This is a genomic window from Stomatobaculum longum, from assembly GCA_000242235.1.
Classification (GTDB): domain Bacteria; phylum Bacillota; class Clostridia; order Lachnospirales; family Lachnospiraceae; genus Moryella; species Moryella longum.
In genome coordinates, this window is sequence record JH590863.1 from 468393 (window position 1) to 494328 (window position 25936).

General features: G+C 55.6%; 25 protein-coding genes and 1 CRISPR repeat array. Of the genes, 18 read left to right on the forward strand and 7 right to left on the reverse strand.

What is annotated here, in order from left to right; all coding sequences use genetic code 11:
* The first annotated feature begins 29 nt into the window (after window positions 1–29).
* Window positions 30–2252: direct repeats of the CRISPR family, unit length 28 nt; unit sequence GTTTTCCCCGCACACGCGGGGGTGATCC.
* Window positions 2253–2748: 496 nt separating this feature from the next.
* The 6 genes from HMPREF9623_RS07965 to HMPREF9623_RS07990 all read left to right on the forward strand — a co-directional run bounded on the left by HMPREF9623_RS07965 (window position 2749) and on the right by HMPREF9623_RS07990 (window position 6319).
* Window positions 2749–3234 (forward strand): NYN domain-containing protein, encoded by a 486-nt coding sequence (locus HMPREF9623_RS07965; RefSeq protein WP_242822167.1) that lies wholly within the window; start codon window positions 2749–2751, stop codon window positions 3232–3234.
* An 11-nt stretch (window positions 3235–3245) separates the two neighbouring features.
* On the forward strand, window positions 3246–3560 hold the full coding sequence (locus HMPREF9623_RS07970) for a type II toxin-antitoxin system HicB family antitoxin (protein WP_009533389.1): 315 nt from the start codon (window positions 3246–3248) through the stop codon (window positions 3558–3560).
* A gap of 73 nt (window positions 3561–3633) precedes the next feature.
* Window positions 3634–3954 carry a type II toxin-antitoxin system HicB family antitoxin gene (locus tag HMPREF9623_RS07975; protein ID WP_009533390.1) on the forward strand — a complete coding sequence of 107 codons (321 nt, stop codon included), beginning with the start codon at window positions 3634–3636 and terminating at the stop codon, window positions 3952–3954.
* 745 nt (window positions 3955–4699) lie between these two features.
* Window positions 4700–4951 (forward strand): hypothetical protein, encoded by a 252-nt coding sequence (locus HMPREF9623_RS07980; RefSeq protein ID WP_009533391.1) that lies wholly within the window; start codon window positions 4700–4702, stop codon window positions 4949–4951.
* A 291-nt stretch (window positions 4952–5242) separates the two neighbouring features.
* The gene (locus HMPREF9623_RS07985) at window positions 5243–5458 is read left to right on the forward strand and encodes a transposon-transfer assisting family protein (RefSeq protein ID WP_009533392.1); all 216 of its coding nucleotides are present in this window, start codon (window positions 5243–5245) and stop codon (window positions 5456–5458) included.
* 258 nt (window positions 5459–5716) lie between these two features.
* Window positions 5717–6319, forward strand: a complete 603-nt coding sequence (locus HMPREF9623_RS07990) for a PBECR4 domain-containing protein (protein ID WP_009533393.1) — start codon at window positions 5717–5719, stop codon at window positions 6317–6319.
* Window positions 6320–6440: 121 nt separating this feature from the next.
* Here HMPREF9623_RS07990 and HMPREF9623_RS07995 read toward each other — a convergent pair whose 3' ends face one another.
* Together HMPREF9623_RS07995 and HMPREF9623_RS08000 are read right to left on the reverse strand one after the other, a co-directional pair.
* The gene (locus HMPREF9623_RS07995) at window positions 6441–6662 is read right to left on the reverse strand and encodes a hypothetical protein (protein WP_009533394.1); all 222 of its coding nucleotides are present in this window, start codon (window positions 6660–6662) and stop codon (window positions 6441–6443) included.
* A 79-nt stretch (window positions 6663–6741) separates the two neighbouring features.
* A complete protein-coding gene (locus HMPREF9623_RS08000; RefSeq protein ID WP_009533395.1) occupies window positions 6742–7347 on the reverse strand; it encodes a hypothetical protein in 606 nt (201 codons plus the stop codon).
* A gap of 488 nt (window positions 7348–7835) precedes the next feature.
* Between HMPREF9623_RS08000 and HMPREF9623_RS08005 the strand changes: the two genes are divergently transcribed.
* On the forward strand, window positions 7836–8678 hold the full coding sequence (locus HMPREF9623_RS08005; protein ID WP_009533396.1) for a CAP domain-containing protein: 843 nt from the start codon (window positions 7836–7838) through the stop codon (window positions 8676–8678).
* Window positions 8679–8700: 22 nt separating this feature from the next.
* Here HMPREF9623_RS08005 and HMPREF9623_RS08010 read toward each other — a convergent pair whose 3' ends face one another.
* From HMPREF9623_RS08010 to HMPREF9623_RS11890, 3 genes are read right to left on the reverse strand one after another with little or no spacing between them, the layout of a single operon-like run.
* Window positions 8701–9015, reverse strand: a complete 315-nt coding sequence (locus HMPREF9623_RS08010; RefSeq protein WP_009533397.1) for an MGMT family protein — start codon at window positions 9013–9015, stop codon at window positions 8701–8703.
* A gap of 37 nt (window positions 9016–9052) precedes the next feature.
* Window positions 9053–9541, reverse strand: coding sequence for a nucleoside phosphorylase (locus tag HMPREF9623_RS11885; RefSeq protein WP_009533398.1), 489 nt, complete (start codon window positions 9539–9541; stop codon window positions 9053–9055).
* Window positions 9526–9816, reverse strand: a complete 291-nt coding sequence (locus HMPREF9623_RS11890; RefSeq protein WP_009533399.1) for a hypothetical protein — start codon at window positions 9814–9816, stop codon at window positions 9526–9528. The genes HMPREF9623_RS11885 and HMPREF9623_RS11890 overlap by 16 nt, the downstream gene beginning before the upstream one ends.
* A 116-nt stretch (window positions 9817–9932) precedes the next feature.
* Between HMPREF9623_RS11890 and HMPREF9623_RS08020 the strand changes: the two genes are divergently transcribed.
* From HMPREF9623_RS08020 to HMPREF9623_RS11670, 11 genes are all read left to right on the forward strand, one after another.
* Entirely contained in the window at window positions 9933–10526 is a 594-nt protein-coding gene (locus HMPREF9623_RS08020) for a nitroreductase family protein (RefSeq protein WP_009533400.1), read from the forward strand.
* A gap of 119 nt (window positions 10527–10645) precedes the next feature.
* Window positions 10646–11167: a cysteine hydrolase family protein gene (locus tag HMPREF9623_RS08025; RefSeq protein WP_009533401.1), complete on the forward strand. Its 522-nt coding sequence runs from the start codon at window positions 10646–10648 to the stop codon at window positions 11165–11167.
* Between the two features lie 101 nt (window positions 11168–11268).
* A complete protein-coding gene (locus HMPREF9623_RS08030) occupies window positions 11269–11922 on the forward strand; it encodes a cyclase family protein (protein WP_009533402.1) in 654 nt (217 codons plus the stop codon).
* A 57-nt stretch (window positions 11923–11979) separates the two neighbouring features.
* Entirely contained in the window at window positions 11980–13827 is a 1848-nt protein-coding gene (locus tag HMPREF9623_RS08035) for a TerB N-terminal domain-containing protein (protein ID WP_009533403.1), read from the forward strand.
* The gene (locus tag HMPREF9623_RS08040) at window positions 13824–15170 is read left to right on the forward strand and encodes an ATP-binding protein (protein WP_009533404.1); all 1347 of its coding nucleotides are present in this window, start codon (window positions 13824–13826) and stop codon (window positions 15168–15170) included. The genes HMPREF9623_RS08035 and HMPREF9623_RS08040 overlap by 4 nt, the downstream gene beginning before the upstream one ends.
* Window positions 15171–15179: 9 nt before the next feature.
* Window positions 15180–17462 carry a DEAD/DEAH box helicase gene (locus HMPREF9623_RS08045; RefSeq protein ID WP_009533405.1) on the forward strand — a complete coding sequence of 761 codons (2283 nt, stop codon included), beginning with the start codon at window positions 15180–15182 and terminating at the stop codon, window positions 17460–17462.
* Between the two features lie 37 nt (window positions 17463–17499).
* Entirely contained in the window at window positions 17500–17886 is a 387-nt protein-coding gene (locus tag HMPREF9623_RS08050) for a flavin reductase family protein (RefSeq protein ID WP_009533406.1), read from the forward strand.
* Entirely contained in the window at window positions 17867–18067 is a 201-nt protein-coding gene (locus HMPREF9623_RS11895; RefSeq protein ID WP_009533407.1) for a hypothetical protein, read from the forward strand. The genes HMPREF9623_RS08050 and HMPREF9623_RS11895 overlap by 20 nt, the downstream gene beginning before the upstream one ends.
* Window positions 18068–18097: 30 nt before the next feature.
* A complete protein-coding gene (locus HMPREF9623_RS08055) occupies window positions 18098–19414 on the forward strand; it encodes a putative ABC transporter permease (protein ID WP_009533408.1) in 1317 nt (438 codons plus the stop codon).
* Window positions 19415–19428: 14 nt separating this feature from the next.
* Window positions 19429–19647, forward strand: coding sequence for a hypothetical protein (locus tag HMPREF9623_RS08060; protein WP_009533409.1), 219 nt, complete (start codon window positions 19429–19431; stop codon window positions 19645–19647).
* Between the two features lie 25 nt (window positions 19648–19672).
* The gene (locus tag HMPREF9623_RS11670) at window positions 19673–22825 is read left to right on the forward strand and encodes a copper homeostasis protein CutC (protein WP_009533410.1); all 3153 of its coding nucleotides are present in this window, start codon (window positions 19673–19675) and stop codon (window positions 22823–22825) included.
* Here HMPREF9623_RS11670 and HMPREF9623_RS08070 read toward each other — a convergent pair.
* Complete coding sequence (locus HMPREF9623_RS08070) at window positions 22776–24413, reverse strand: potassium/proton antiporter (protein WP_009533411.1); 1638 nt, start codon at window positions 24411–24413, stop codon at window positions 22776–22778. The genes HMPREF9623_RS11670 and HMPREF9623_RS08070 overlap by 50 nt on opposite strands.
* 24 nt (window positions 24414–24437) lie before the next feature.
* Entirely contained in the window at window positions 24438–25760 is a 1323-nt protein-coding gene (locus tag HMPREF9623_RS08075; protein ID WP_009533412.1) for an acetyl-CoA hydrolase/transferase family protein, read from the reverse strand.
* Window positions 25761–25936: the final 176 nt, after the last annotated feature.

Consider the following 25936-nt stretch of genomic DNA (forward strand, 5'->3'; position numbering starts at 1 on the left):
TTCGACCATGCACAACCCCCTTTCTTAAAGTTTTCCCCGCACACGCGGGGGTGATCCTTCTGCTGCGACCGAAAAGATAGGCTTGATTATGTTTTCCCCGCACACGCGGGGGTGATCCTAAATCGGAGAATGTTTCCTGGTAACTGTGTAAGTTTTCCCCGCACACGCGGGGGTGATCCTTTCATTTTTTCATTTTGTCGCCATTAGGTAACGTTTTCCCCGCACACGCGGGGGTGATCCCCGGATTCATTGACGCAGGTGGTTGCTTCCACGGTTTTCCCCGCACACGCGGGGGTGATCCTCACCATATGTTTAAAGTTGGTTGCCTTCAAAAGTTTTCCCCGCACACGCGGGGGTGATCCTTTATTCAGCACTCGTTTTCTGTTAGTCATCATGTTTTCCCCGCACACGCGGGGGTGATCCTGAGCTTCTGATTAAGATTGAGAAGATAAACGAGTTTTCCCCGCACACGCGGGGGTGATCCCACAGCGCCGCAAGCACGGCGCACACACGAAAGGTTTTCCCCGCACACGCGGGGGTGATCCTTTGTGCAATACTCCGATATTGCTTTGTGTCCAGTTTTCCCCGCACACGCGGGGGTGATCCTCGCGGTATGATAAGGCCATCACACAAACACAGGTTTTCCCCGCACACGCGGGGGTGATCCTCCTGCGCGGTTTCGGTGGTGTCGCGTGTGTATGTTTTCCCCGCACACGCGGGGGTGATCCCCACACTCCGGACTGACTGAACTGCACACCGAGGTTTTCCCCGCACACGCGGGGGTGATCCCCGCGAGTCGCTATAACCCTGTATATAGCTGCAGTTTTCCCCGCACACGCGGGGGTGATCCTCAGCTCTACGCGGCTCACGCCAGCCCTTACAAGTTTTCCCCGCACACGCGGGGGTGATCCCGACCACGGCGTGCGCCTCGACCGCAGCATGATGTTTTCCCCGCACACGCGGGGGTGATCCCACATGTGCTGCGGCTGACATCCAGCTAAAACGGTTTTCCCCGCACACGCGGGGGTGATCCTTAACAAGCAGATCGGCTGGAGCCTTGAGGAGAGTTTTCCCCGCACACGCGGGGGTGATCCTAATTGAATCCGGAAAACTCTTTTTTACAGCATGTTTTCCCCGCACACGCGGGGGTGATCCTAACATAGTCAACCATTTTTTCAAAAAAAAAAGTTTTCCCCGCACACGCGGGGGTGATCCTTCAGTGTAAGTCTTGCCCCCTTTACGAAATCTGTTTTCCCCGCACACGCGGGGGTGATCCCACGAAATGCAACACGAGAGATAAAAACCATTGGTTTTCCCCGCACACGCGGGGGTGATCCTCGGTGAGAGACGCCTGCGAGGAGTATCTCCGGGTTTTCCCCGCACACGCGGGGGTGATCCTGGTGAGGGTGATATGTGGCCTCGAGATGGAAAGTTTTCCCCGCACACGCGGGGGTGATCCTCAGAGCTCTCAAAAATTTTCAGTTCCTGCATTGTTTTCCCCGCACACGCGGGGGTGATCCTGGCAACGGGGCGAACCTCTGGGCGGGTTTCAGGTTTTCCCCGCACACGCGGGGGTGATCCTAGTAACAGAAACAGGAACAGTAACAGAAACAGGTTTTCCCCGCACACGCGGGGGTGATCCTTTCAGCGGGCAGAGTCGGAAAAGGCACGGCTGGTTTTCCCCGCACACGCGGGGGTGATCCTAAGGAGGAATGCAGCAATGAAGATTACAGTCAGTTTTCCCCGCACACGCGGGGGTGATCCTTTCAGCGGGCAGAGTCGGAAAAGGCACGGCTGGTTTTCCCCGCACACGCGGGGGTGATCCGACGACATCGAGGAGGTGATGGATTTTGACATAGTTTTCCCCGCACACGCGGGGGTGATCCCCATCATGGGGCATGGTAACGGCGTGAACCTCTGTTTTCCCCGCACACGCGGGGGTGATCCTGCAATCAGCCATTTATACCCCCTCTCCGAGTAGTTTTCCCCGCACACGCGGGGGTGATCCTTTCCGGATGCCACGGTGCGCCCGGTCTAAGATGTTTTCCCCGCACACGCGGGGGTGATAGGTGATAGCCGGAAAGCTGATTGAGCGCAATAATGTTTTCCCCGCACACGCGGGGGTGATCCTATCAGCACCGCGTACTGGGACGGCGAGCGCATGTTTTCCCCGCACACGCGGGGGTGATCCGGTTGTTGAATATCGACGAGGAAAGTAATAATAGTTTTCCCCGCACACGCGGGGGGTGATCCCCTACAAGGACAAGCGCTTCCACATTGAGTACAGTTTTCCCCGCACACGCGAGGGATTATTGATTATGGGCATATGCTCAGGCGGGTGATTGCGTTTCAGAGCGCTGTAAGATAAATGCTAAAAATGTAACTGTAGCCGCTAAAATTGATTTACATACGCATCAACGTGAAGTATACTAAAAGCAGTAACAGATTTTTGTTACAATTAATTGGCTCTTGGTGCTAAGCCTCCCAACTATATGGGAAGTGCTGATACCTAGAGCCTTTTTGTATTTAGGAGGGCGCATGAAAACAGCTATCTTGGTCGATGGAGGGTTTTACAGAAAACGCTCCAGTTATCTCTGAGGGCGGAAGACGCCCAGCGCAAGGGCATCAGAGCTCTACCGGTACTGCCTGCAACATCTTGAGTACGAACGTAAATTTGACATGTCGAGAAGCCTGTATCGGATTTTCTATTATGACTGTCCGCCACTGGCAAAGACTGTTTACCACCCTATGCAGAAGCGCGGAATTGACTTCCGGCAATCTGATACATTCAAATGGATGAATGTTTTTCTTGAAGAGCTGAAAAAGCGCCGAAAAATTGCGCTTCGCATGGGAGAACTGTCGGATGAATTTGCGCACTTTTCTATTTCTCCAGACGTTGTGAAACAGCTATTTTTAGGAAAGAAAGAACTTGCGAATATCCGAGAAGATGACTTCACTATCTCCTTCTCTCAAAAGGGCGTTGACATGAAGATTGGAATTGACATTGCTTCACTAGCGTACAAAAAGCAAGTCGACCAGATCATTCTAATCTCAGGTGACAGCGACTTTGTTCCCGCCGCTAAGCTTACACGCAGAGAGGGGATTGATTTCATCCTCGACCCTTTGTGGGCAAGTATAAAGCCAAATTTACACGAGCATATAGACGGACTACGTTCCAACTGGAAAAAACTACCGGCAGTATCCCCGCAGACCGAAGAGACTCAAGAGCACTAAAGGAGAATCATATGTCTAGATACGCATATCCCACGATTTTTACACCGGAAGCAGAGGGCGGATATTCCGTTCATTTTCCCGACTTACAGAGCTGTTATACTTGTGGCGATACACTGACGGATGCGATTTATATGGCGGAGGATGTATTAGCGTTCACCCTCTTTGGTTTTGAGCAGGAGAATACTACGCCGCCCGTTCCGTCCGAACATCTGACCGCCCCTGCCGGTTCTTTTGTTAACTGGATTCTCGGGAATACCATATGGTACAGAAAAAGGGAGGAATGCCGGAAAAGGAAGGAGGCAAAGGAAAATGCGCAAAAATCCTGACAGATACTTTTTTCCCGCAGTTTTCACCTATGAGGACGATTAGCAAATCGCTGTAGAGTTTCCGAATCTGGATGTGGCCACCTGTGGCAAGGATGACGCCGACGCGTTGCTCTCTGCCCGCGAGCTGCTCGGAATCACTCTGCTTGGTCTTGAGGAGGACAGAGAGGACATTCCGACACCATCCAAGCTCTCGGCTCTTTCTCTTGCGCCAAACCAGCTCTCGGCACTGATTGATGTCTATATGCCGGCTGTCCGCCTGGCAGGCGTCAATAAGGCCGTGACGCGCACGGTAACCATTCCCGCTTGGCTCAATGCTGCTGCACTTGCGCAAGGCTTTGATTTTTCTGAGGTGCTTCAGGAGGCGTTGAAGGAGCGGCTCGGAATAGAGGCATAAAAAAGAGCCCCCGAAGGGCTCTTACTTGTATTGTGCCACGGAGAGCATGAATACAGTAGGATATGTCACGGGAAGTGTGGTGATGTTAAACGATCACACGCGAAGCATAAAACTACTTATATGCGCGGTTTTCCGGTATTTGGACACGGGTTCGACTCCCGTCATCTCCATGCGTTGATTGCGCGCCGGTTTACCCGAAAGACTTTTTTGCTTTGTTTGGATATGGACCAAACAGAAGTGCTGATTGAGTCTGAAATTTTGGACAGATAATGTGATAGACTTAGTACATAGAAAAGTTGTGGAATTTTCCTATACGTGCGGGGGGATCCTCAAATTGGATTACATTTGAGAAGGGGGCGATTTTGTGTTTATGGTCGTCTTACTTGCCATTGTAATGGTACCATTTGGTGTTCTAGCAGAGTTAGTGAAAAGAACAAAGTAAGTTTTCCTCGCACACGCGGGGGTGATCCCAAAACCTAAAGCCATCAGAGGAAGCGCTTCTGGTTTTCCCCGCACACGCGGGGGTGATCCGCGGGCTCCGTCAAAAGGGACGCAGGTCGCCGCGTTTTCCCCGCATGCGCGGGGGTGATCCGTACTCTGTAAGCGCTTGGTAGGTTTCGTCACCCTTTTCCTCGCATACGCGGGGGTGATCCGTCGATAGTGCCGTTTGTGGATAACTTCCCAAAGTTTTCCCCGCACACGCGGGGGGATCCTAGAGTCATAGAGTTAAAGGAGCGCGGAGAATATGAGAGAACTGACAAACGATGAATGGGAGTATATAGTTTCGAGAGTTCTGCGAAACGCCAAAGACGCGGCAGAAGAGGCGAGACAACTGCCCTATAGGGAATACAAGGCGGGACGGGCTCTCGCGTATTATGAAGCGCTGGATACAATAAAAAATGAGCTTCTGGCCCGCGACGCGGACGTGAGAAAGTTCGGACTTGATATCAATTTGAATGAGCTACTATCTTCGCACGGCGAAGCTCATAATGGATAACTCTGGTAATTTATCTGGGCCACAGCAACACCAACTGAATAACAGTAACGTCAGCACAGTTTTCCCCGCATGCGCGGGGGTGATCCCCCGTTGTACATAGAGACTAAGAGCCACCGGGTGTTATTGCCGCACACACGAAGGGAATCCGGCGCGTACAAAGTCAAATAGGCCATCTTAGGAGTTTCCCCAACATCCGCTTTCGTTTTATAGAAAGCGGATGTGTACTCTAAGGAGTCCCATCAATGTGATAAGCAGACAGCAGAACAAACCAATGAAAAGGAGAAAATGAACATGGCTTTTTCAATAGAAGAACGAACTCTAATAGAGCTCTATTCAGATTTGGAAAGTCCGTCTCTCGAAAAGGTGATGCAGAATACAGAGCGCAATCTTCCCGCAATAGAAGACTCTGAATTGGTCGAGCAACTAACAAGCCTTCTCCATAAGCTTTCTGCGCTTACAGATGCCGACTTCCGGAAGATTGATTTCACAGATATCATTGGATACTAATTGATTTCTCTCGTTTGTTCTGGTATACTGAACATGCAGACATTTGGTCTGCGGTGGGCTGACACCTTAATTCGACGCTTGATATGATTAGCGTAAACATATCTGGTGGGCTTGCACATGAGGAGCCGTAAGGTAGCAAGAAATCGTGCCGAACGAATGGGTCGGCGAGCTGGCGAACAGCATAAAAATCAGCCGCCAAGAGGGAACACTAGCACCGCGGTGCTAGTGTTCCCTCTTGAAATTTTAGGAGAAAACTCAATGAAAATTTCTAAGAAGCTTGCAACAAGAGTCATTGTAAGCTGTGCGAAGGAATACCATAATAATTTGGAGAACCGAAATCTCTTAATAGTATTCGGCTCTCCAAGCAAGCCGGACTTCTTTGAAACCATTTTCCTGCCAAGTAATTTTCTTCATCTAACGGGAGTCGGGCCTGTCTCTGATAAGATTCCGAGCAGCAATGTTTTCTATCAGAAGGCTATGAACGGAATTCTAAACTCGAGTGACTTTACTATGGCGGCGAATGGAACAACCGAGAGAAAACTCTCCGTTCTCCCATGGCTAACCAAAGTACATTTTATAGCCAAAATGGTCGGCACCTATAATCCTGTTCAATCTATGCAATATACCGAGAAGCTGGTTGGGAATACAGCAGGGTTTCTGGGTTTCATTTTCCGAAATGGATTTTATATACCAAATACTGCGCTCGAAGAGGATATCCGCAATTTCTCTCTCTATCAGCCTAAAAAAGTTCTGGCTATATTCAGAAAACCTGTTGACATTGGCCAGTATCAAGAACTGTACTACATCGCGAAGGGGATGGATGTTAATAGCATCGCTTTACCCGGCAATATAAAAATGTAGTTCTCCGCTAATCCTGTACTTAGAGTGCGTGCTCCGTTCAATCTTCCGGGATCTCCGTTACCCCGCCCCCCTGAGCACAAAATAAGCACAGCCGTTATGACTGTGCTTTTGTTGCTGTGATTCAGTTGTCTTGGTTATCGTCCGATAAATCGCAAGAATCCTTATGAATAGGTGTCATAGGTGTCGAATACGGGCTCAGATATTGGTTGGTTATCTCTACCAGTCTGGCATAGATAGCTTGAATCTCCGGAGGCGCATCCGGGCGAATCCCCCCTCCTTTAGCGGCGTAGGGCATGACCTTATCAAACAATCGCTTCTCTTCTTCGGTGAACTTGATTCTCATTCAAACCTCCTTTCCCGCCTCACGGGGGGCGGCACACGTTCTTTTAGAACAATCAATCAAAGCATTTTATTTTTTAGACTTATTCCCATAGAATATCATCGAAATCAAAAAAGGTGATCAAACCGTTATAGGGCTTATCCTGATTTGATTGAATCGCAAAGAAAGACTGAATATACGCTTCGGGATAAGAAATGCTTCCGTCGCCATCGAGATCGATAGGATGCAGTTCTCCCGCCTCACACTTCTCAATAAACTTATTCAGGTTGATTTTAATATCCATAAGGAAGCGATTCAGATCATCGCCCTGAAGATAATTGGGATTATCTACGCTGCCGATATAGTAATAATTTCCGTCGTCCGTCTCAGGCTCCCAATACCAGATCCAACCCTTATCTACTCTTGCAATGTAAACACCGGGGTATGCATCGGAGGCGTAGGCTTCTTTGAGTTTCTGCGCATATTGGTTGTTTTCGTCATAGGACGGAATGTTGTAGGGACCGTATGTTCCGTCGTTATAGGTATACATCTTTACTTCGCGCTTAACGCTTGCACCTGTTTCTGCGGACGCTTCAACAGAAGTGCTTGCTGTGGTTTCAACGCCTTTTTTCTCGCTTCCGCAACCAACGAGGACAAATCCAAGCATCGCCACTGCCGTTATCAAAACAAAAATTCTCTTCTTTAACATTTCTGTCTCCTTTCGGCGTTTGCGATTCTTATTATACAACATGTTCATATGGATGCCTACGATACTTCACTGCGAGCTACAGGGATGAAAATTTCAAAGGGGAACATAGACACCGTAGTGTCTATGTTCCCCCTTGTCGGCTGATTTTTTCGCTGTCCGCCAGCTGCCGGCACATTCGTCCGGCAAGGTTTCTTGCTGCCTTACGGCTCTTAATGTGCAAGCCCACTAGACGAGTTTACGCCGTTCTCGTCAGGCGTCGGATTTAGGTGTCAGCCCACCGTTCAATTTAGTTATCAACTATTCTACCGGTGTAACAGCGCTATGTCAATGAGGGGCTTTTGGCTGGGAACCTTCATCGTGATGCATCTTTGAGACTTCCCTGATTCCAAGGGAGGAGCCTGCCTTTACATTTGTTCGGCGCGTGAGTAGAATGATAATTGTTAAGATTGCTTAAAGTTAAGCAATCATTTCAAAACAGGGGGGCAGAGATGAAGAAGAAGGTTTTCCTTGCGGCTGCGGTGGCACTTGGCACCATGCTGATGGCTACGCCGGTTTTTGCCGGCAACAACGGTTGGAATCGTGACAACCGCGGCTGGTGGTATCAGTTTTCGAACGGTTCGTACGCGCGCTCTTCCTGGGTGTCGGTCAACAATTCCTGGTACTTCATGGACGCTTCCGGTTACATGCAGACCGGTTGGCTGAATGACAGAAGCGGTTGGTATTATCTGGACACCAACAACGGAAACATGTGCATGGGTTGGGTCAATGTGAACGGGAACTGGCATTACATGAATCCCGCGAACGGCGGCCGCATGCTCGCAAACGGCTATACGCCGGACGGTTATTATGTGGACGGAAACGGTGTGTACCGGCCCGGTGTCGGAACCGCGCAGTCCGGCGGACAGGACAACAGTCAGAGCAGCGGACAGAACAGCACGCAGCTTTCCGAGGCACAGTTTGAGGATCAGGTAATCGAGCTTGTGAATCAGGAGAGAGCAAAGCAGGGAATTTCGCCGGTTAAAAAGGACGCCGGGCTCACGAGTACGGCGGATGTGCGTGCGGCGGAACTCGAAGTTTTGTTCTCGCATGACAGACCCGACGGCTCGGACTGCTTTACGGCGTATCCGAGAGGATTCGGCTATAAGGGTGAGAACATTGCCGCAGGCCAGAGAAATCCGGAAGAGGTAATGGATTCCTGGATGCATTCCAGCGGACACAGAGCCAATATTTTGAATCCGAATTATGACTCCATCGGTGTGGGGTATTCGAATCTGAACGGAAGGGCGAATTGGGTCCAGAACTTCGGCAAAAAGAACAGCGGTTGGAATTAAAGAAAGACGGGGGAGCTTGCGCTCAGGCCTTCCACCGATAGAGCTTAAGGGACACATGTGTTGCGTCGATTAGCGCAACGCCTTCTGCCTGTAAGAGCGTGGCCTGCGCTGCCCAGCCGGGGGCCAGGCGGCCTGTTGCATTCACCACGCGGTGGCAGGGATAGTCGCCGTAATATTCCGCATGCGAGAGAACGCGCGCCACGAGGCGCGCGTTTTTTGGATACCCGATTAGGCGGGCAAGCTGTCCGTAGGTCGCGACGCGGCCTTCCGGAATTTCCGCGACGGCGGAGAGCACGGCATAGGCAAAGTCATCGTTCAGTGCGGCGGTCTCGGACATGGAACTCCTTTCTCTGTCAGCGAAACATGGATGCGGTTTACATCTCCCGCAAGATACGCAACCCGAGTAAGAGGGCGTCTTCGTGCGCATCCCGCCCGAAGTTTCGGGCATCGTAGTCATGGATGCAGGCGAGAGAGTCGGCGGTAAAGAGCAGCTGTCCGAAGGCAGCGCCGCGAAGGCGGGCACAGGCGGCAAGCGCCGCACACTCCATCTCGACGCAGAGACAGCCTTCGCTTCGGCGGGATGCGACCATATCCTTGGTCTCGCGGTAAAAGGCATCGGTGGTCCAGCTGGTGCAGGGGACAAAGGGGAGGCCTTCTGTCTTTAGGACGCTTTCTATGGTCGCAAGGACCTCGCTGTCAAGTTCGATATAGCGGGAAGCGGGCAGATAGTGGTAGGAGCTGCCCTCGTCGCGAAGCGCGCGGGTCGGCACCAGAAAGGCATTTTCCGGGAGCTTTTCCAGTACGCCGCAGGAGCCGAGCGCCAGGATGCTGCGGCAGCCGCTCGCAATCAGCGCATCCAGCATGGAACTTGCGGGCGGCGCACCGACCGCGCCTGCGCAAGGCAGATTTCTTCACCGTTCTCCTCAAATACATAGATGGGATAGGTGGCGGAGACGGTGCGAAATTCGCAGCGTTTTTCCGCATGCTTTGCCTCGGCGTAGCGGTGGATGATATCACCGAGGAAGGCAAAGAGGCACTTTTTCGGAAAGCGGCAGTCGCCGAATTCATGGGCGGGAGGAATCACTTCGGGAGAAGTCGCATCGTATTCAAAGAGCGGGATTTCGTGTCGTTCTATCATGGCAGCTCCGTTTCGTGTAAGAATTTTTAGCAGTCTAGCAAAGCGCTGTTCTGCTGTCAATCCGGCCGCGCGAAGAGCTCACTTTATGCTATGATTTCCTTTAAGGAGGCGCGAATATGATTGAGGCAATCAAGGCGCGGCGCAGCATACGGCATTTTTTGCCGACGCCGCATTCGAAAGAGCAGTTGGAAGAAATTGTAAGGGCAGGCATGGCGGCGCCGTCCGCGAAGAACTTGCAGCCCTGGCACTTTGTCGTGACCGAGGGAAAAGCAAAGGAGAGAGTCTGCGCGGCCATGGAGGTGGGTATCGAGCGGGAGCGGCATTTCCCCATGCTGCCGGACACGCGCCATTATCTGGACGGGGCATTTGAGACCCTGCGGGTGATGCGGGAGGCGGCAGCGCTTATCCTGATTACATCGCCGATTGCGCGGCCGCTATCCGCGACCATGACACTAGACCAGCGGGTCACGGAAATCTGCACGGCGCAGTCGGTCGGCGCGGCCATCGAGAACATGTGTCTGCAGGCGACGGCGCTTGGCATCGGCAGTCTCTGGATTTGCGACAGTTTCTTTGCGCAGGCGGAGTTAAGAGCGGAGGCGGGCGGTGACAGCGAGCTCTACGCGCTGTTGGCGCTCGGCTATGCGGCGGAAGAACCGGCCGCCCGGCCGCGGCGCACTCTTTCGGAGACCGCAGAGTGGAGAACGGAATAACAGGACTTCGGAAGACAGATGTTTTGCCGGAACCGCTGTGCGTTACGGCAAGGAACGAGATTTTTAGGCATCGGGATAGCCGATTCCATAGATGGGTTTGACAGAGAGAGGAGAGAATCATGCGGAAAATCTTAGTGGTCATTGACATGCAACGCGACTTTATTGACGGCACACTCGGAACGGCGGAGGCGCGCGCCATTGTCCCTGCGGTCATCGAGAAAATCAAGGGCTATGCGCCGGAGGATGTCTTTGCGACGCGGGATACACACGGCGAGGACTATCTGAACACGCAGGAAGGGCATTATCTTCCGGTGAAGCATTGTATCCGCGGGACTGCGGGCTGGGAGCTGGATGCGGAGATTGCGGCACTGATTCCGAAAGATCATATCTTTGACAAGGGTACTTTTGGCTCGACGGAACTCGCGGCGGCTGTGAAAGAGCTCGCGGCGCGGGAAAGCGTGGAACTTGAGCTCATCGGCCTCTGCACGGATATCTGCGTGGTTTCGAACGCACTGCTCTTAAAGGCGTGGCTTCCGGAAGTGAAGATTTCCGTGGATCCCGCCTGCTGCGCCGGTGTGACGCCGGAAAAACATGTGGCGGCGCTGGAGACGCTGCGCTCTTGTCAGGTTCAGTGTGGCTGAGTTCCGGGATTTCGTGTTGTCGCGATGCTTAGCTGCGGAAGCAGTCCGATTGCCGCAGGAGTTAACAAATGAACCGGCACTAACGTTAAGAGAGGAAAGAGATGAGAGTCATTGATTTAACCCATACCATCAAAGAGGATATGCCGGTTTATCCCGGCACGGAGACGCCGACTCTCACACCGGTGAGCGTATATGAAAAAGATGGCTTTCGGGAGAGTCTTTTAAGGATGACCACGCACACGGGCACGCACATGGATCCGCCGGCACATCTCTTTCCGGGGCGCACCACGCTGGACGAATTTCCGGCGTCGCAGTTTATCGGCAAGGCACTTGTGATTGATTGCAGCAGCCTGAAGGAAGGGGAAGAGATTACGCTTGCCCACATCACCCGCTACGGGGAGAAGGCTGAGAAGGCTGACTTTCTTCTCTTTTACCTCGGCTGGGACAAGCGCTGGGGGAGCGAGCGCTATTTCGGCGACTACCCCTGCCTCAATGAAGAGGCGCTCGACTTTGTAATTCGGGGCGCATATAAGGGCATCGGTTTTGATGTGATCGGCCTCGACCCGATTGCGGATGTCGGACTGTCGCGGCATAAGAAGCTGTTCCGCGAGAAGGATATCGTGAACATCGAGAATCTCAAGAATCTGGAGCTCTGCGGCGAAGAGCTCTTTTCCTTTAGCTGTTTTCCGCTGAAATTGGAACATGGTGACGGTTCGCCGGTGCGAGCGGTCGCTTGGTTTGAGGAGGAAACTTGACAGGAACATATGTTTTGGGTACACTAAAACCAGAACATATATTCGGAGAAGTTGGCTGTGCGACTGTCGGAACTCACAAATTATGCGCGGGAGCGCCATCATATCGAAGAGCTACACAAGTGGCGGGAGATGCCGGAACTTTCGGTCTTAGTCTCCCCGGCAAGCGGAAAGTGGATTGCGCTGCTCATGCGGGAGCGGGATGCGGGCGGAAGAATCAGGGAGCGCTGTGATTTAAGGTACAGCGCGTTTCGCGAGCTGCCCGCGCGGGACTATTTCACGCAGGGCTTTCGCATGCCGGGCTGGCTCGGGGTGCGCTTCGGCGCGGAAACGGAGCGAGCATTCCTGTTACATGTGTTTGATCTTGCAGTGGAGGAAGAGGCAGAGAAGGTGGAAGGGTATTACCGTGAGACGGCCATACCGGGGCGCAGTGAGCTTCCGGCGCGGATAGAGGCAATCTACGCCTGTGAGGACTTTCTATCTGCGGCGCGGGCCATGGAGGACTATGAGGATAATAGCCCCTTTGCGGGCACGGTGCCGCTCTACCAGCCGGAGTATCGCGATTTGACGCCGAACGAGCTCCGCGGTTATTTCACCTGGCGCGCGGCGCTTCGGCGAGGAGAGTTCTCCCCGCACTGCGATGCCTTTGTGTATCTCTATCTCAGCGAGCTCATGCTGGGGGTCGGCGCGGCGAATGCCGCCGAGACGCTTGATTGCATGGATGCCTTTGCGTCTGCCTATTTTGTCGCGGGCTACGGGAGCGAGGCTCTGCAGCGGAATTTTAAAAATTGGCGCTTTGAATATGCGGTATTAAACCGTGTTGATGCGGCGCGCGTGCGGGCGTATGAAAACCCCGCGCTCAGGCATTGGGACGAGGCGCTCACCGTTCTGCGGGAGCCGGAGAAGCAGAGCGATGAAGCCGTTTTTGCGGCGCTTGCGGAGTTAGGCGGCAAGAAACTCACGGAAGCGCGGAGCGTCAAAGGACTCGGGGATAAGGCAGCGTTTTACTATGCCGCAATCTGGAGAAGCTCAGCGCCGCTTTTATTTGCGGCCTGTTTCGGAAGCTTGCGCATACGCGAGTGGAAGCCCTTTTCGGATGCGCCGCGGCTTAGGGCGGTCTGCGAGTGCGCGGGACAAGGCTTTTCCTATCAACTGAACGAGCTTCGAAGCTTCGCGGCGACGGGAAACGGCTTTACGGAATACAGCTATTTGCGGCAGCAGTTTGACAGCAAGCGCTTCTTTGCCTTCTTAAAAGAAGCGGATACAGCGCTTCGCGTTCGTTTTTTGCGCGGCAAGGCTTCTAAAGATATGTCTGCCACGCAGGATATCGCGCTGCAAGAGGCCTTTTCGCGCGCTTTTGCAAGTTGTGAGGCCGCGGAAGCGGCGCAAAAGCTTGCGGCGGTTCCCGTGCGGCGGGAAAAGCTCGCGGACATACGCGCGGCAGCCGAGATCACGACGGCGGCTCTCCTCACCGAGGCAGAGACCGGGGCCGAGCGGGAAGAACTGCTACGGCGGGAAGCGGAGAAGAATTGCGGCTTAGCAGAGCTTATAAACGGCGAGGAGAGCAAGCAGACCGGTAGTGCATATGCGCAAGTCGCAGCGGCGGCCGGTGCAACGCCTGCAGAGCTTGCGAACAGAGGCGAAACGGCTCAAACAGACCAAGCGGGCAGAACAGAAATGTTGGATGCTCTCGAACGCCACTGCCTTGCGGCCTTGCTCCGCGGGGAGAGCGTGCGTGCGGAACTGCGCGCGGCGCATTGTTTGACCAGCCTCTTTGCCGAGCGGGTCAACGAGAAACTGTATGAGCGTTTTCAGGATATTTGCCTTGCGTCCGAGGGAGAGGAGCTTTTCCTCGTGCCGGATTACCGGGAAGAGCTGGAGACTTTATTGCGGGAGACAGAGAAATGAGTGAGACGGAACGCGCTGTGCCGCGGCGCATTGCACAGGCAATTTTAAATTCCCTGCAGAGCGGCGTGGTGCCGCGCGTCGGCTTGCCGTACATTGCGGTCGGGAGGAAGGAGGAGATTGCGGCGCTGCTTCGCGACACGGAACTTATTGCGGAGGGCGGCGCTTCGTTCCGTTTTCTGATCGGAAAGTACGGCGCAGGCAAGAGTTTCCTCTTGCAGACCATGCGAAACTATGTCTTTGAGCAGGGCTTTGTGGTTGCGGATGCGGATTTATCGCCCGAGCGACGTTTGCAGGGCAGCAAGGGGCAGGGGCTGGCTACCTACCGCGAATTGATTGCGAACCTCGCGACCAAGACCAAGCCGGAGGGCGGTGCGCTGCGCCTTATTTTAGACCGCTGGGTCTCTCAGGCGGAGCGGGAAGCCGCAGAGGAACAGGGCGGCTTCCGGGAGGACAGCGCTTTCTTTTCGCTGGTCGAAAAAAAGATTGCGGCCGCGGTCGATGCGTTGCAAGACATGGTGCACGGCTTTGAATTTGCCAAACTCCTGCGGGGCTATTATCTCGCGGGGGCAGAGGGCGACGATGAGAAAAAAGAACGGATACTCAAGTGGTTTCGCGGGGAGTATGAGAACAAGCGCGAAGCGCGGGAGGCGCTCGGCATCAACCTCATTGTGAGCGACGAGAACTGGTACGATTACCTCAAACTCTTCTCGCAGTTCTTTCGCCGCGCGGGTTATGCGGGTACGTTGATTCTGCTCGATGAAGCGGCGAATCTCTGCAAGATACCGAATGCGATTGCAAGGCAGTATAACTACGAGGTGTTGCTCACCATGTACAACGACATGATGCAGGGCAAGGCGCAGCACATCGGCATATGGATGGGAGCCACGCCGGAGGCGCTCGAGGATAAGCGCCGCGGCCTCTTTAGCTACGAGGCACTTTCTTCGCGGCTTGCGGAGAGTCGCTTTTCCCGCGTGGGCAGCAAGGATTTGTTTTCGCCGGTGCTTCGCCTCGAGGCGCTCACGCCGGAGGAGATGCTGGTGCTTACGGAGAAGCTCTCTGCCATGCACGCGACGCTCTACGGGGATGCGAGGTGTTTCCGCGCCGACGAATTGGAGCTCTTTGTGCGGACCTGCTATGCGCGGGTCGGGGCGAGCGCACAGCTTACACCGCGAGAGATGACGCGTGACTTTATTTTTCTTCTGGACGCGCTGCACCGGGAACCGGAGAGCAGCATGGAGCAGTTACTCAAGCCGGAAGCGGGCGGCGCGGCATTGGAGAGTGTTGCGAGCGAGTTAAGGGAGACGGGCGGTGGGGACGATGCGCCCTTTGATTTTTCCTTCTGAGGACAGTGCATGGATATCTTTCGGCGCTATGCGCCCTTCATTCAGGACTTTATTTACCGCGAGCGCTGGCAGTCGCTCCGCGCCGTGCAGAATGCGGCGGGAGATGTGCTCTTTAACAGCGGAGATAACCTGCTGCTCTCAGCGGCCACAGCCTCCGGAAAGACGGAGGCTGCTTTTTTTCCGATTTTAACCCTGCTCTCGGAGGAGCCCTCTGCTTCGGTCGGTGTGCTCTACATTGCGCCCTTGAAGGCGTTAATCAATGACCAGTTTGAGCGCCTCGACAGGCTTTGCGAGCGCGCGGACATAAGGGTTACCAAGTGGCACGGAGATGCCTCGCGGAGCGCAAAGGAGAGGCTTATCAAGCACCCGGAGGGGATCTTACAGATTACGCCAGAGTCGCTGGAAGCCCTGCTTCTTCATAGAAAGGCGGCGGTTCCGACTCTCTTTTCGGATTTACGCTTTGTTGTGATCGATGAAATTCACGCGCTGCTTCGGCAGGACCGCGGGCGGCAGACCTTTTGCCTGATTGAGCGACTCATGCGGCTCTCGGGCTGCAGGCCGCGGCGGGTCGGGCTCTCCGCGACCATAGGCAATCCAAAGGAAGTGGGGCGTCTGCTCGCGGCGGGAAGCGGACATGCGACCGCGATTCCGCGCATGGAGCCCGGCAAAGAGCACTGGCGGCTTTCTCTCGAGCACTTTTGGAAGACCGGACCGCAGTCCGGCAGCGGAGAGAGAACACCGGACGACAGAACACCCGCGCTGACGGATACACTGCCGCTCGACACGCCCGGGGAAGCGGCGCCGCGCGGCGCGGATCCCGGCATCGGCTATATCTTTTCGCACAGCGCCGGCAAAAAGTGCCTCATTTTTACAAACTCCCGCGAGGAGTGCGAGCTGGTCTGTCAGGAGTTAAGGCAGTACTGCGAGGCCATGCGGGAACAAGACCACTTTCTCATTCACCACGGAAATCTCTCGGCCTCTTACCGCGAGAGCGCGGAGGAGGAGATGCAGCGCGCGGACTCCTTAAAGAGCATCTGCGCGACGGCAACCTTGGAGCTCGGTATTGATGTGGGCAGACTGGAGCGCGCCTTTCAGCTCGATGCGCCGTTTACGGTCTCCGGCTTTTTGCAGCGACTCGGCAGGACGGGGCGGCGCGGTGCCCCCGCGGAGCTCTGGTTCGTGATGCGGGAAGAGCCCGCCGAAGCGCGGGCTTCGCTCCCCGAGGCCTTTCCCTGGTATCTCTTGCAGGGCATTGCCTTGGTGCAGCTCTACGCGGAGGAGCGCTATGTGGAACCGCCGGACACACGGCGTTTGCCCTACAGTCTCCTCTACCACCAGACCATGAGTACGCTTGCCTCGGAGGGAGAACTCACGCCCCGGGAGCTTGCGCGCCGCGTCTTGACGCTTACGCCCTTTGAACGCATCCGGAAGGAGGAATACGGCCTTCTCTTACAGCATTTACTTCGCATAGACCACATCAACCGCACGGCGGAAGGCGGGCTCATCGTCGGCATCGCGGGAGAGCGTGTGGTGAACAACCACAAGTTCTACGCGGTTTTTCAGGAGAATGTGGAGTACACGGTTCGAACCGGGAGCGAGACCCTCGGCACCATTGTGAAGCCGCCGCCCGCTGGCGAAAAAATCGCGATTGCGGGGCGGGTCTGGGCCGTGGATGAGGTGGATCATAAGGCCCACACCGTGCTCTGCACCTTAATCAAGGGCAGGGTCCCGGCCTACTTCGGCGATGTTCCGGGATCGATCGAAACGCGCATTCTGGAGCGCATGCGGAAGGCGCTTCTCGAAGAGCGGATTTATCCCTATCTACAGAGGAATGCGGCGGGGCGGCTTTCGGAGGCGCGGACTTTGGCAGCGCACACCGGGCTCAAAAAAACTTCGCTCTTACCGCTCGGCGAAAAAATATGGGCGCTCTTTCCCTGGCTCGGGAGCTATGCCTTTCTCGCGCTGGAGCGCTTTTTAAAGCTGCACTGTAAGGAGAGACTCGGTCTCAAGGGATTCACGTCCGCGCGGCCGTATTATATGATCTTTTCGATGGAGGTCGGGGAAGAGGAGTTTTTTGAGATTTTGCTTGACGAGGCCGAAAAAGAATTTGCGCCGGAAGAGTTGCTCTACGAGCGTGAGGTCCCGGTTTTTGAAAAGTTTGACTGCTATGTACCGGAGGAACTGGTGCGCCGCGGCTTTGCGCGCGGTGTGCTGGATCTTGAGACCATGCTAGCGCGCGTGCGGGGGCGGTTCGCATTGCAAGATTGTGATAGACCTGCTATAACAGGCTGAGAGAAGCCCATGTCGGGCGCTCGGAAAGGAAAGGCATATGCAGCGGGAATTCAGTGCAAAACAGTCGATTATCACACCGGAGGCCGTATTTATCATCGGAACTTACGATGAGAACGGTGTCCCGAATGCAATGAATGCAGCCTGGGGCATGCAGAGTGACTACGGGGAAATTACGATACAGCTCGCAAAGCATAAGACGACGGATAATTTAAAGAAGACCGGCGGCTTTACGGTCGCCTTTGCAACCGAGAGCACGGTGGTCATCTCCGATTACTTCGGGATTGAGAGCGGCAACAAGATGAATAAGATCGAAAAAGCGGGTTGCCATGTGAGGAAGAGCGCGCATGTGAATGCGCCCGTCATCGAAGAGTACCCGGTCACCTTAGAGTGCCTTAGAGTGCAAGGTGAAAAGTTACAGCGATGAGACCGGCCTTTTGGTCGGCGAGATTGTGGCGATGCAGGCGGACGAAGCGGTCTTGACGGACGGCAAGGTGGACTACGATAAGCTCCGCCCCATCATGTTCGATATTTCGAGCATGAGCTACCGCGTGATCGGGCCGGTGGTCGGAAAGGCCTATCATGACGGTCTGGCGCTGAAGAAGTGAGGAGAGAGATGAATACAGCTAGGGAACGCCATGCGCTTATTTAACGGAACGGATCTCGCGCTGTATTTCTTTTTCTATGCGTTTGCGGCCTGGGTGCTTGAGACCTTGGTTTTCAGTCTGCGGCGGCAGCGCTTTGTGAACTGCGGCATTCTGGATTTGCCGCTGTTACTGTCGCACGGTACGGCGATGGTCATTCTGATTATTGTGAGCAGCGGCGACATACCGTATCACTCACAGGCCGTATTTGCGCTTGTCATGACCTTGACAATCGGTTACCTCGGAGAGGGAATTGCGGAGAGAGTGCTTCGCAAAAAGCGAGCGGCGCTCGGCAAGCTCCGGCTGCGCCCCAATTTTAAGTTGCGCTTTCTCTGGGCGGTACTGCTTGCGGCAGTCTATGAGTCGCTGGTCATTGTGGTGCAGCCGCTCTTATTTTCACTGATTTCTCTGTTGCCGCCGCTTATTGTGCATATCACGGCGCTGGTGCTCTCTGTCCTGCTATTTGTGGATCTTTTGCTCGTCTCGGTGCTTGCGCGCCACTTGCCGACGTCCGCGGAACGGCAGTTTCTGCAGCAACATAAGAAAAAGCTCGGCGAACGGCTCAGTGAGCAGCTCTGGGAGCGGGTGTACCGCAGCTATCCGAGCCTCCGGCAGTCGGAGGGGAGCGGCATTGAGGCCGCGGAACAGGAATTAAAGGCGCAGGGGATTGTCTTCGCGCGGGGCATTAACTTCGAGAAGCTGGTATGGATGCTGTTTCTCTGCGCTATAATCGGGGACGGCATTGAGACTCTCTATGTCTTCTTCACGGCAGGGGTCTGGATGCGGCGCTCCAGTCTGGTGCTCGGCCCGTTCAGCATTGTCTGGGGGCTCGGTGCCGTTGTGCTGACGTTGGTGCTGTCCCGCATCGAGAGACAGAATGTGTTCAGTATTTTTCTGACCGGCTTTTTCTTCGGCGGCACCTTCGAGTATCTCTGCTCGGTGTTCACCGAGGCGTTTTTCGGCATGAAGTTCTGGGATTACAGCCGCATTCCGCTGAACATCGACGGGAGAACCAATGTGCCGTTTATGTGTTTTTGGGGCCTGCTTGCGGTGCTCTGGCTTCGCTTCGCCTATCCGCCGCTCTCGGCGCGGATCGAGCGGATCAATCCGATACTCGGTCTGGTGCTCGGCTGGGGTATAGCGGTGTTTCTCTGCTGTGACATGGCTGTCACAGCCGCTGTCATGGTGCGGGCACACGCGCGCATGGCGAAGCCGAAGGCGGAAAATGCCATTGAGGCCTTCATTGACCGCTATTATCCGGATGACAGAATCCGGAGGCTCTGGCCGAACATGAAATTTTTGAATTCGTAAGGGAGGGTAGGACCATGCCGTTTCTTATTTTTGTCGTGCTCATGTGGCTCATTATGAAGTGCACGGGGCTTTTGTTCCGGGTAATCGGAAAAGCGCTCAGTCTGACATTCGGCGTTCTGGGCTATTTGCTGCTCGGTGTGATTGGTATCGTTGGCTTTGGCGTGAGTATTCTGGCCGGTGCGGTGGTTGTGATCGCCGGAATTCTCGCGTTGATCTTTGTGTTCTTGCTTTAAAATATGACAGCTGGAGGAAGGTAAGGTGCAGGAAAACGGGAAGAAAGCTTTTGAACTGGAGGTATGCATTGACAGCGTGGAATCCGGTATCGCGGCGGAGCGGGGCGGCGCCGACCGGATTGAGCTCTGCGGCAGTCTGGAAATCGGCGGTATCACTCCGGGGCTCGGCTTCTTTGAACAGGTGCGGCGGCAGGTGACACTGCCGCTTTTTGTGATGCTGAGGCCGCGATTCGGCGATTTTTGTTACAGCGAGGAGGAATGTCTTGCGCTGCAGGCGGAGGCAGAGCGCTTTGCGGCGGCCGGTGCGGACGGCTTTGTGCTCGGCATACTGAAGCCGGACGGCAGCCTGGACCGCGAGCGGATTGCGGCGCTGATGGAGTACTGCGGCGGCAAGCCGGTCACACTGCACCGCTGCTTCGATCTCTGCAAGGATCCGTTTGATGCGCTTCGCACGGCAGAGGAACTCGGCATTGCGCGCATTCTGACTTCGGGACAGGCGAATACGGCGGTGGAGGGCAGAGAGCAGCTCGCTACATTGCAGCGAGAGGCAAAGACGGTGCGCCTCATGGCGGGCGCCGGTGTCTCGGCGGAGAATATTCCGGCACTTTATCGGGCGACCGGAATTCTCTCTTACCATATGTCCGGGAAGGAAACGGTGGACAGCCCGATGGTATACCGGCGGGAAGGAGTCTCGATGGGACTGCCGGGCTTCAGTGAGTACAGCCGGAGCGTGACCTCGGCCGCAAAGGTTGCGCGCGCCCGGGAAGTTTTGGACAAGATAGAGCGGGAGAGTTGTCCGTCCGACTGGAGGCCGTCACACGAAACAGAGACAGAGATTCAAGCTGCGTTCCTTGCGCGGATGCGGACAAGTGCGGCACTCCGAAGAGGGTACCGGGAGTCGCTCGCTATGGCAGGCCCGATGACTGCGGGAGAGAGAGCGGCACTCCGCTATCTCTATGCCGTGCTGCCGGAGACGGATCTCTGCGGCTATGATTTTTCGCCGGAGACACTGCTCTCCTTCCTTCGTCCGGCGCTCGCACTTTACCGCGAGCGGGCCGAGGTACGGGCGCTCCCGGAGAGCTACTTCCTCCAGTATGTGCTGCTGCCGCGCGTTAACAACGAGGAGCTCCGCCCGGTGCGGGAAAAGCTCGCGGCGTGTATTGCCGCGCATCTCCGGGAGAACGGCGAAGAAGCGCTCACCGGCACGGCGCTTGCGCGCGCGGTCAATTATGCCTGCGCGGCAGAGGGCAGCTATGTGTCGAGCGACGGCAGAACCATTTCCGCGGCCGGCTTTTTGGAGTCCGGTCAGGGGCGCTGCGGCGAGGAATCGGTTTTTTATGTCAATGCGCTCCGTGCGGTCGGCATTCCGGCGCGCCAGGTCTATGCGCCGTGGTGGGCGCACTGCGAGGACAATCATGCCTGGGTCGAGTACTGGGTGGACGGCACCTGGCACTTTGCGGGCGCCTGCGAGCCGGGCGAACTGGATGACACAGGCTGGTTTGTCGCGGCGGCAGGTCGCGCCATGCTCGTGCACTCGCGTTTCTACCCGTTGTTGCCGGGCGGAAAGGCAGCGCTCGATGCGGCAGCGCTTCGAAATGAGGAATATATCGGCGAATACAACGGTTTACTCTACTTAAACCAGCTGTCCCGCTACGCGGATGCGGTGAAGCTCCGCATTCAGACGGACACAGCCGAGCGGGTCACACTCTATCTCTTAAACAGTGCGGGACTCAGGATGATTGCGACCTTTGTGCCGGAACCGGGCAGGGAAAAGGAACTCTCGCTCGGGCAGGGCAGTGTCTACCTGCGTTTTCAGGGAAAGCAGGGGACGCGCGCTACGATGCCGGATCTCCGGAGCGGCAGTCAGCGCATTGCGGAGTCCGAATGCGAAACAGAGGCAGCCGAGCAGGCCTTTCGCTTCTTTGCGCCGAACGGCGTGCGCACCGCACCCAGGCAGACCGCAGAAGAGCAGGCGCTGGGACGCGAAAAGTATGCGCGCTGTAACGAAAAGCTGCAGGCAAAGCGCGCGGCGCGGCGCGACCGCACGGCGGCCTTTTTGCGGCGCGCCGTGACGCCGGAAGAGCGCATGTACCGGAGGGCATTTCTCGCCTCGCTCTCGGAAAAGGATATGATTGATGTGCGGGAAGAATTGCTGGAGCCAGAGTATCAGGCAGCCATGCGACACCGGAAGCGGGTGCCGGTCGCAGCCTTTCTCGAGGGCATACTGCCGGAGCGTTTCGGTCTTGAGCCGCTCGCAGCGTTCCGCGGGGAAAGTACGGCGGCGGCGCTTGGAGCAGCGCGGCGCAGTCTCGCAAAAGGCAGTCGGAGCGAGGCGGAAATGCTCACGGCGCTTCGGACGCTCCGCGGCAGCGGCATTGCGGTGAAGCGCAGGGAGGAGGACGGCGCACCGCTCTACTTTGAGGACGGGGCTTTCCATCCCTTCTGCGCGGAGGATGTCGCGCGGAATGTGCTGCTGCTCCGTAAGGGCGATGCAGAGCTTCGCTACGAGCAGCACTGGACGCTCTACGGAAACGGAAAAGAGCTGGATCTCGAGAAGAGAGCGTGGGAGGAAAATTGTCTCACCTTACAGCTGCCGGACGGCGACTATGAACTTTTCACCGAAAAGCGCCTGCCGAACGGTAACGCCTACGGAAAGCGGGTTGCTTTTACGCTCGCGGGCGGCGCGGAAAAGGAGCTTACGCTAAGTTTCCCGGAAGTTCGCGCGGAGGAGCTGCTCGGCGACATCCGGCTGCCTGCAATCGGCGGGATTGAAAACGAAAGTCCCTTTGCGATGGAATTCCTGCTCGCACCGGGCGAAGAACCGAGCGAACACATCGCAAACGAAATTCTGGCGGAGCGTGACGCGCTGCGGGCGCTCTGTGCAGAAAAAAAGCTCTCCCTGCGCTTTTTCCTGAAAGAGGAAGCGGCGGCAGAGAGAGGCAGTTGTAAAGCACTGAAACAGATTTTCCCGGAGGCTTTTTATCGCCTCGCGGATTTCGATGCCTACGGGGAAACCCTCGCGAGAAAACTTTTCCTCGAGCCCGGGCAGCTGCCCCTCAGCATTCTGAGAAGAGGCAGAGAGAGCGCTGTCTTTTCTGCTGCCGGGTACCGGGTCGGACTCATTGACCTCATGCTGGAGCTCCGCTTGGTCGGCGAGAAGGGCGCGTCTTCTCTTTGAGACGCGTCAGCATGAGAACATCGCCCGCCAGAATTTCGGTCTGACCGTTCGGAATAATACTTTGATTACCGCGTTGGATGAGAAAAATAATCTCTCCGCGCGGTAATTTTATGTCCCGAATGTGGCAGTGGAGATATTCGCTCGACTTGTCGATCTCAATCTCCGAGAGCTGCATGGCGTTTCGCGTCTGAATCGCGGGGGCGCAGAGAATCAGAGAGTCGCCTGCTTCGAGCAGAGTGCTGCCCTTCGGAACCAGCTTTTGCTCGCCGCGCACAATGAGAAGAAACAGGAACTGGAGCGGCAGGGAAAGCTCGAAAATGCGTTTCCCGACCCACTCGTTGTCCTCGGCGAGTGTGAGCTGAATGAACTGCACCGGCAGTTCCTCGCTGTAGTCGGTGAAGGTCTTCATGACATCGTTGCTTAAGTCGATCATGTCAAAGCGCTGCGCTGCAAATGGCAGGAGGCTGCCCTGTAAGAGAAGCGAGAGCAGAACGACAAAGAAGATGATGTGGAAAAAGCGCGTGTCGCTCTTTAAGGTCTGCACCGCCATAATCGCAAAGACAATCGAGGAGGCTCCGCGGAGTCCCGCAAAGGGAATGAGGCGGCTCTGCCCCTTGCTCGCGCGGAAAGGCAGAAGCAGAAGTTTCACCGCGAGCGGGCGCGCAATCAGGGTGAGGAACAGAAACACCGAGACTGCGGAGATCAGAACGCCCGGGAGCAGCGAGGGCGTCGCGAGCAGGCCGAGCAGGAAAAAGACCGCTATCTGCATGAGGCCGGTCAGCCCGTCAAAGAAGTGGACAATGTTCTTCTTGCCGCTCATTTTCACATTTCCGAGGATGATGCCGGTCAGGTAGGTCGAGAGATACCCGTTGCCGCCGAGCGCCGCGGAGAGCGCATAGGAAAAGAGCGCAATGCCCGCGATGAAAATCACATCGAAGCCGTCTACCTCAAAGGAAACGCTCTTTAAAATGCGGTAGGACAGAAGGCCGCAGAGCACGCCGATTGCGATGCCGAAGACAAGCTGTGCGGTCAAGAGGCGGAGTATGCTGCCGACATCGGCTTTGCCGGTCAGAAAGGAGAGGCAGACCAGTGTCAGCATGTAGGCCATCGGGTCGTTACTGCCGCTCTCGAGTTCCAGAATCGAGGCGGTATTCTCTTTTAAGTCAAGTTTCCGGGAGCGGAGTACCGAGAAGACGGAGGCCGCGTCCGTGCTGGCGAGGGTTGAGCCGGTCAGAAAGCAGAGCCAGAGTTCGCGCCGAATGAGGAGAAAGAGGAAGAGCCCGAGAAAGAGAGCGGTCAGAAACACGCCCGCCGTCGACAACAGTATGGATTGGCGCGCCACCGGGCGCGCCATTTTCCAGTTGGTGCCGAAACCGCCGTAAAACATGATGAAAATCAGGGCGACGGAGCACACCGTCTCCGAGAGCGCAAAGTTATCGAAGGAAATGCGCGCAAAGCCGTCGCTTCCGAAGGCCATTCCGAGGAGAATAAAGACAAAGAGAGTCGGAATGCCGAAACGGAACGAGATTTTATTGAAGAAGATACAGGAAAAAATAATCAGTGTAATCAGCAGTAAATTGAAATTCATGAACACGGTTCCTTTGCGCCCGCGTCAGAGAAAGAGCGAGAGATCCGGCTTTTCAAGGCGAAGCGCATCGCGGAAGTCAGGGTGTGCAATCGCAATCATGGCCTCGCGGCGCTCGGCGAGGCTCTTGCCTGCGAGATGTGCAATGCCGTACTCGGTTGCGACCGCCTCAATCAGCGTGCGCGGTGCGGAGACCGTGCTGCCGCCCGGAATAAAGGGGAGTATGTTCGACTTCCGGACGCCGTCCTTCGTGAGGCGGGAGGAATTGATGCAGATATAGCCGCAGCCGCCCGCCGAGCGGAACGCGCCCTCGAGAAAGTCCATCTGACCGCCGATGCCCGAGAGCTGCATGCCGTTTGCCGACTCGGCGTTCTCCTGCCCCATGAGATCCACCTGTACGCCGCCGTTGATGCTGATGACGCGGCTAAGCTTCGCGATGCGCGCCGGGTCGTGGATGTAGTCAATCGAGTCCGGGCGGAACAAGTCCGGATTCTCGCGGAGCCAGTCGTAAAAGTCAGAGCTGCCCATCGCAAGATTAAAGCTGCTGCGCCCGGTGTCGAACTCCTTTCTTGCATTCGTGAGCTTACCTGCGAGGTAGAGCTTCCGATAAGCATCGCTGATGGTGCCGGTGTGGCAGCCAAGGTCTTTTTTGTCGGAGTCCGCGAGGGCAGAGGCAATCGCAAACGGAACCGTGCCGACGCCGAGCGAGAGCACGGCGCCGTCCGGAATCTCGTTCACCACGAGTTCCGCAATTCTTCGGTCAATCTCCGAAGGCGCGCGGTAAGTGCGCTCGGCGAGCGGCGCGTGTGTGCCCTCGACTATCATATCCGCTTCATCGAGGCGGCAGAGGTTGGAGCCGTCCACACCCGGCAGGAAGGGAAGGTGCTCGTTGAGCTCAAAGATGACCGTCCTTGCGCAGTCGATGATGGTCTTCCAGAGGTAGCAGCCTGTGCCGAGACTCACATTGCCCTCGGCATCCGGACGGGATACCGGGACAAAGGCGACATCCGAGCGGAATTTTCCCTGCCGGTATAAAAACGGAACTAGGCGGAGAGCAATCGGCACAAAGGCAATGCGCCCCGCGCGGTACTGTTTCCGCTCGTAGTCGCCGAGGTGAATGCTCTCATAGCGGAAGGACTGTCCCTCCGGATCGGCCTCGAGAACGGCAATTTTCGGAGTGATGACCAGACCGCCGCGCACGGTCACACGGCGGACGGAACCTGTGCGCGCGGCAAGCGCGTTGTCCAGAAGGTCGGGAAAACTGCCGCCGAAACCGTAGTCGATATAATCACCGTCCCGCACGGCGGCGACAGCCTGCGCGGGAGAGACATAAGTTGCTGCTCGCGTCATATTGTGAAAATCTCCTTTTTTTATTGTCAGAATAGCGGGAAAGCCGTGGAAAGTCAACGCAGACGGCTTACGGAAGCGGGAATAAGCTTGACTAAAGTAAATAAAAGTCATAGAATATTGATATAAAACAGATTCAATAGTACAAGATTACGAATGAATTTCGGGAAATAAACAGA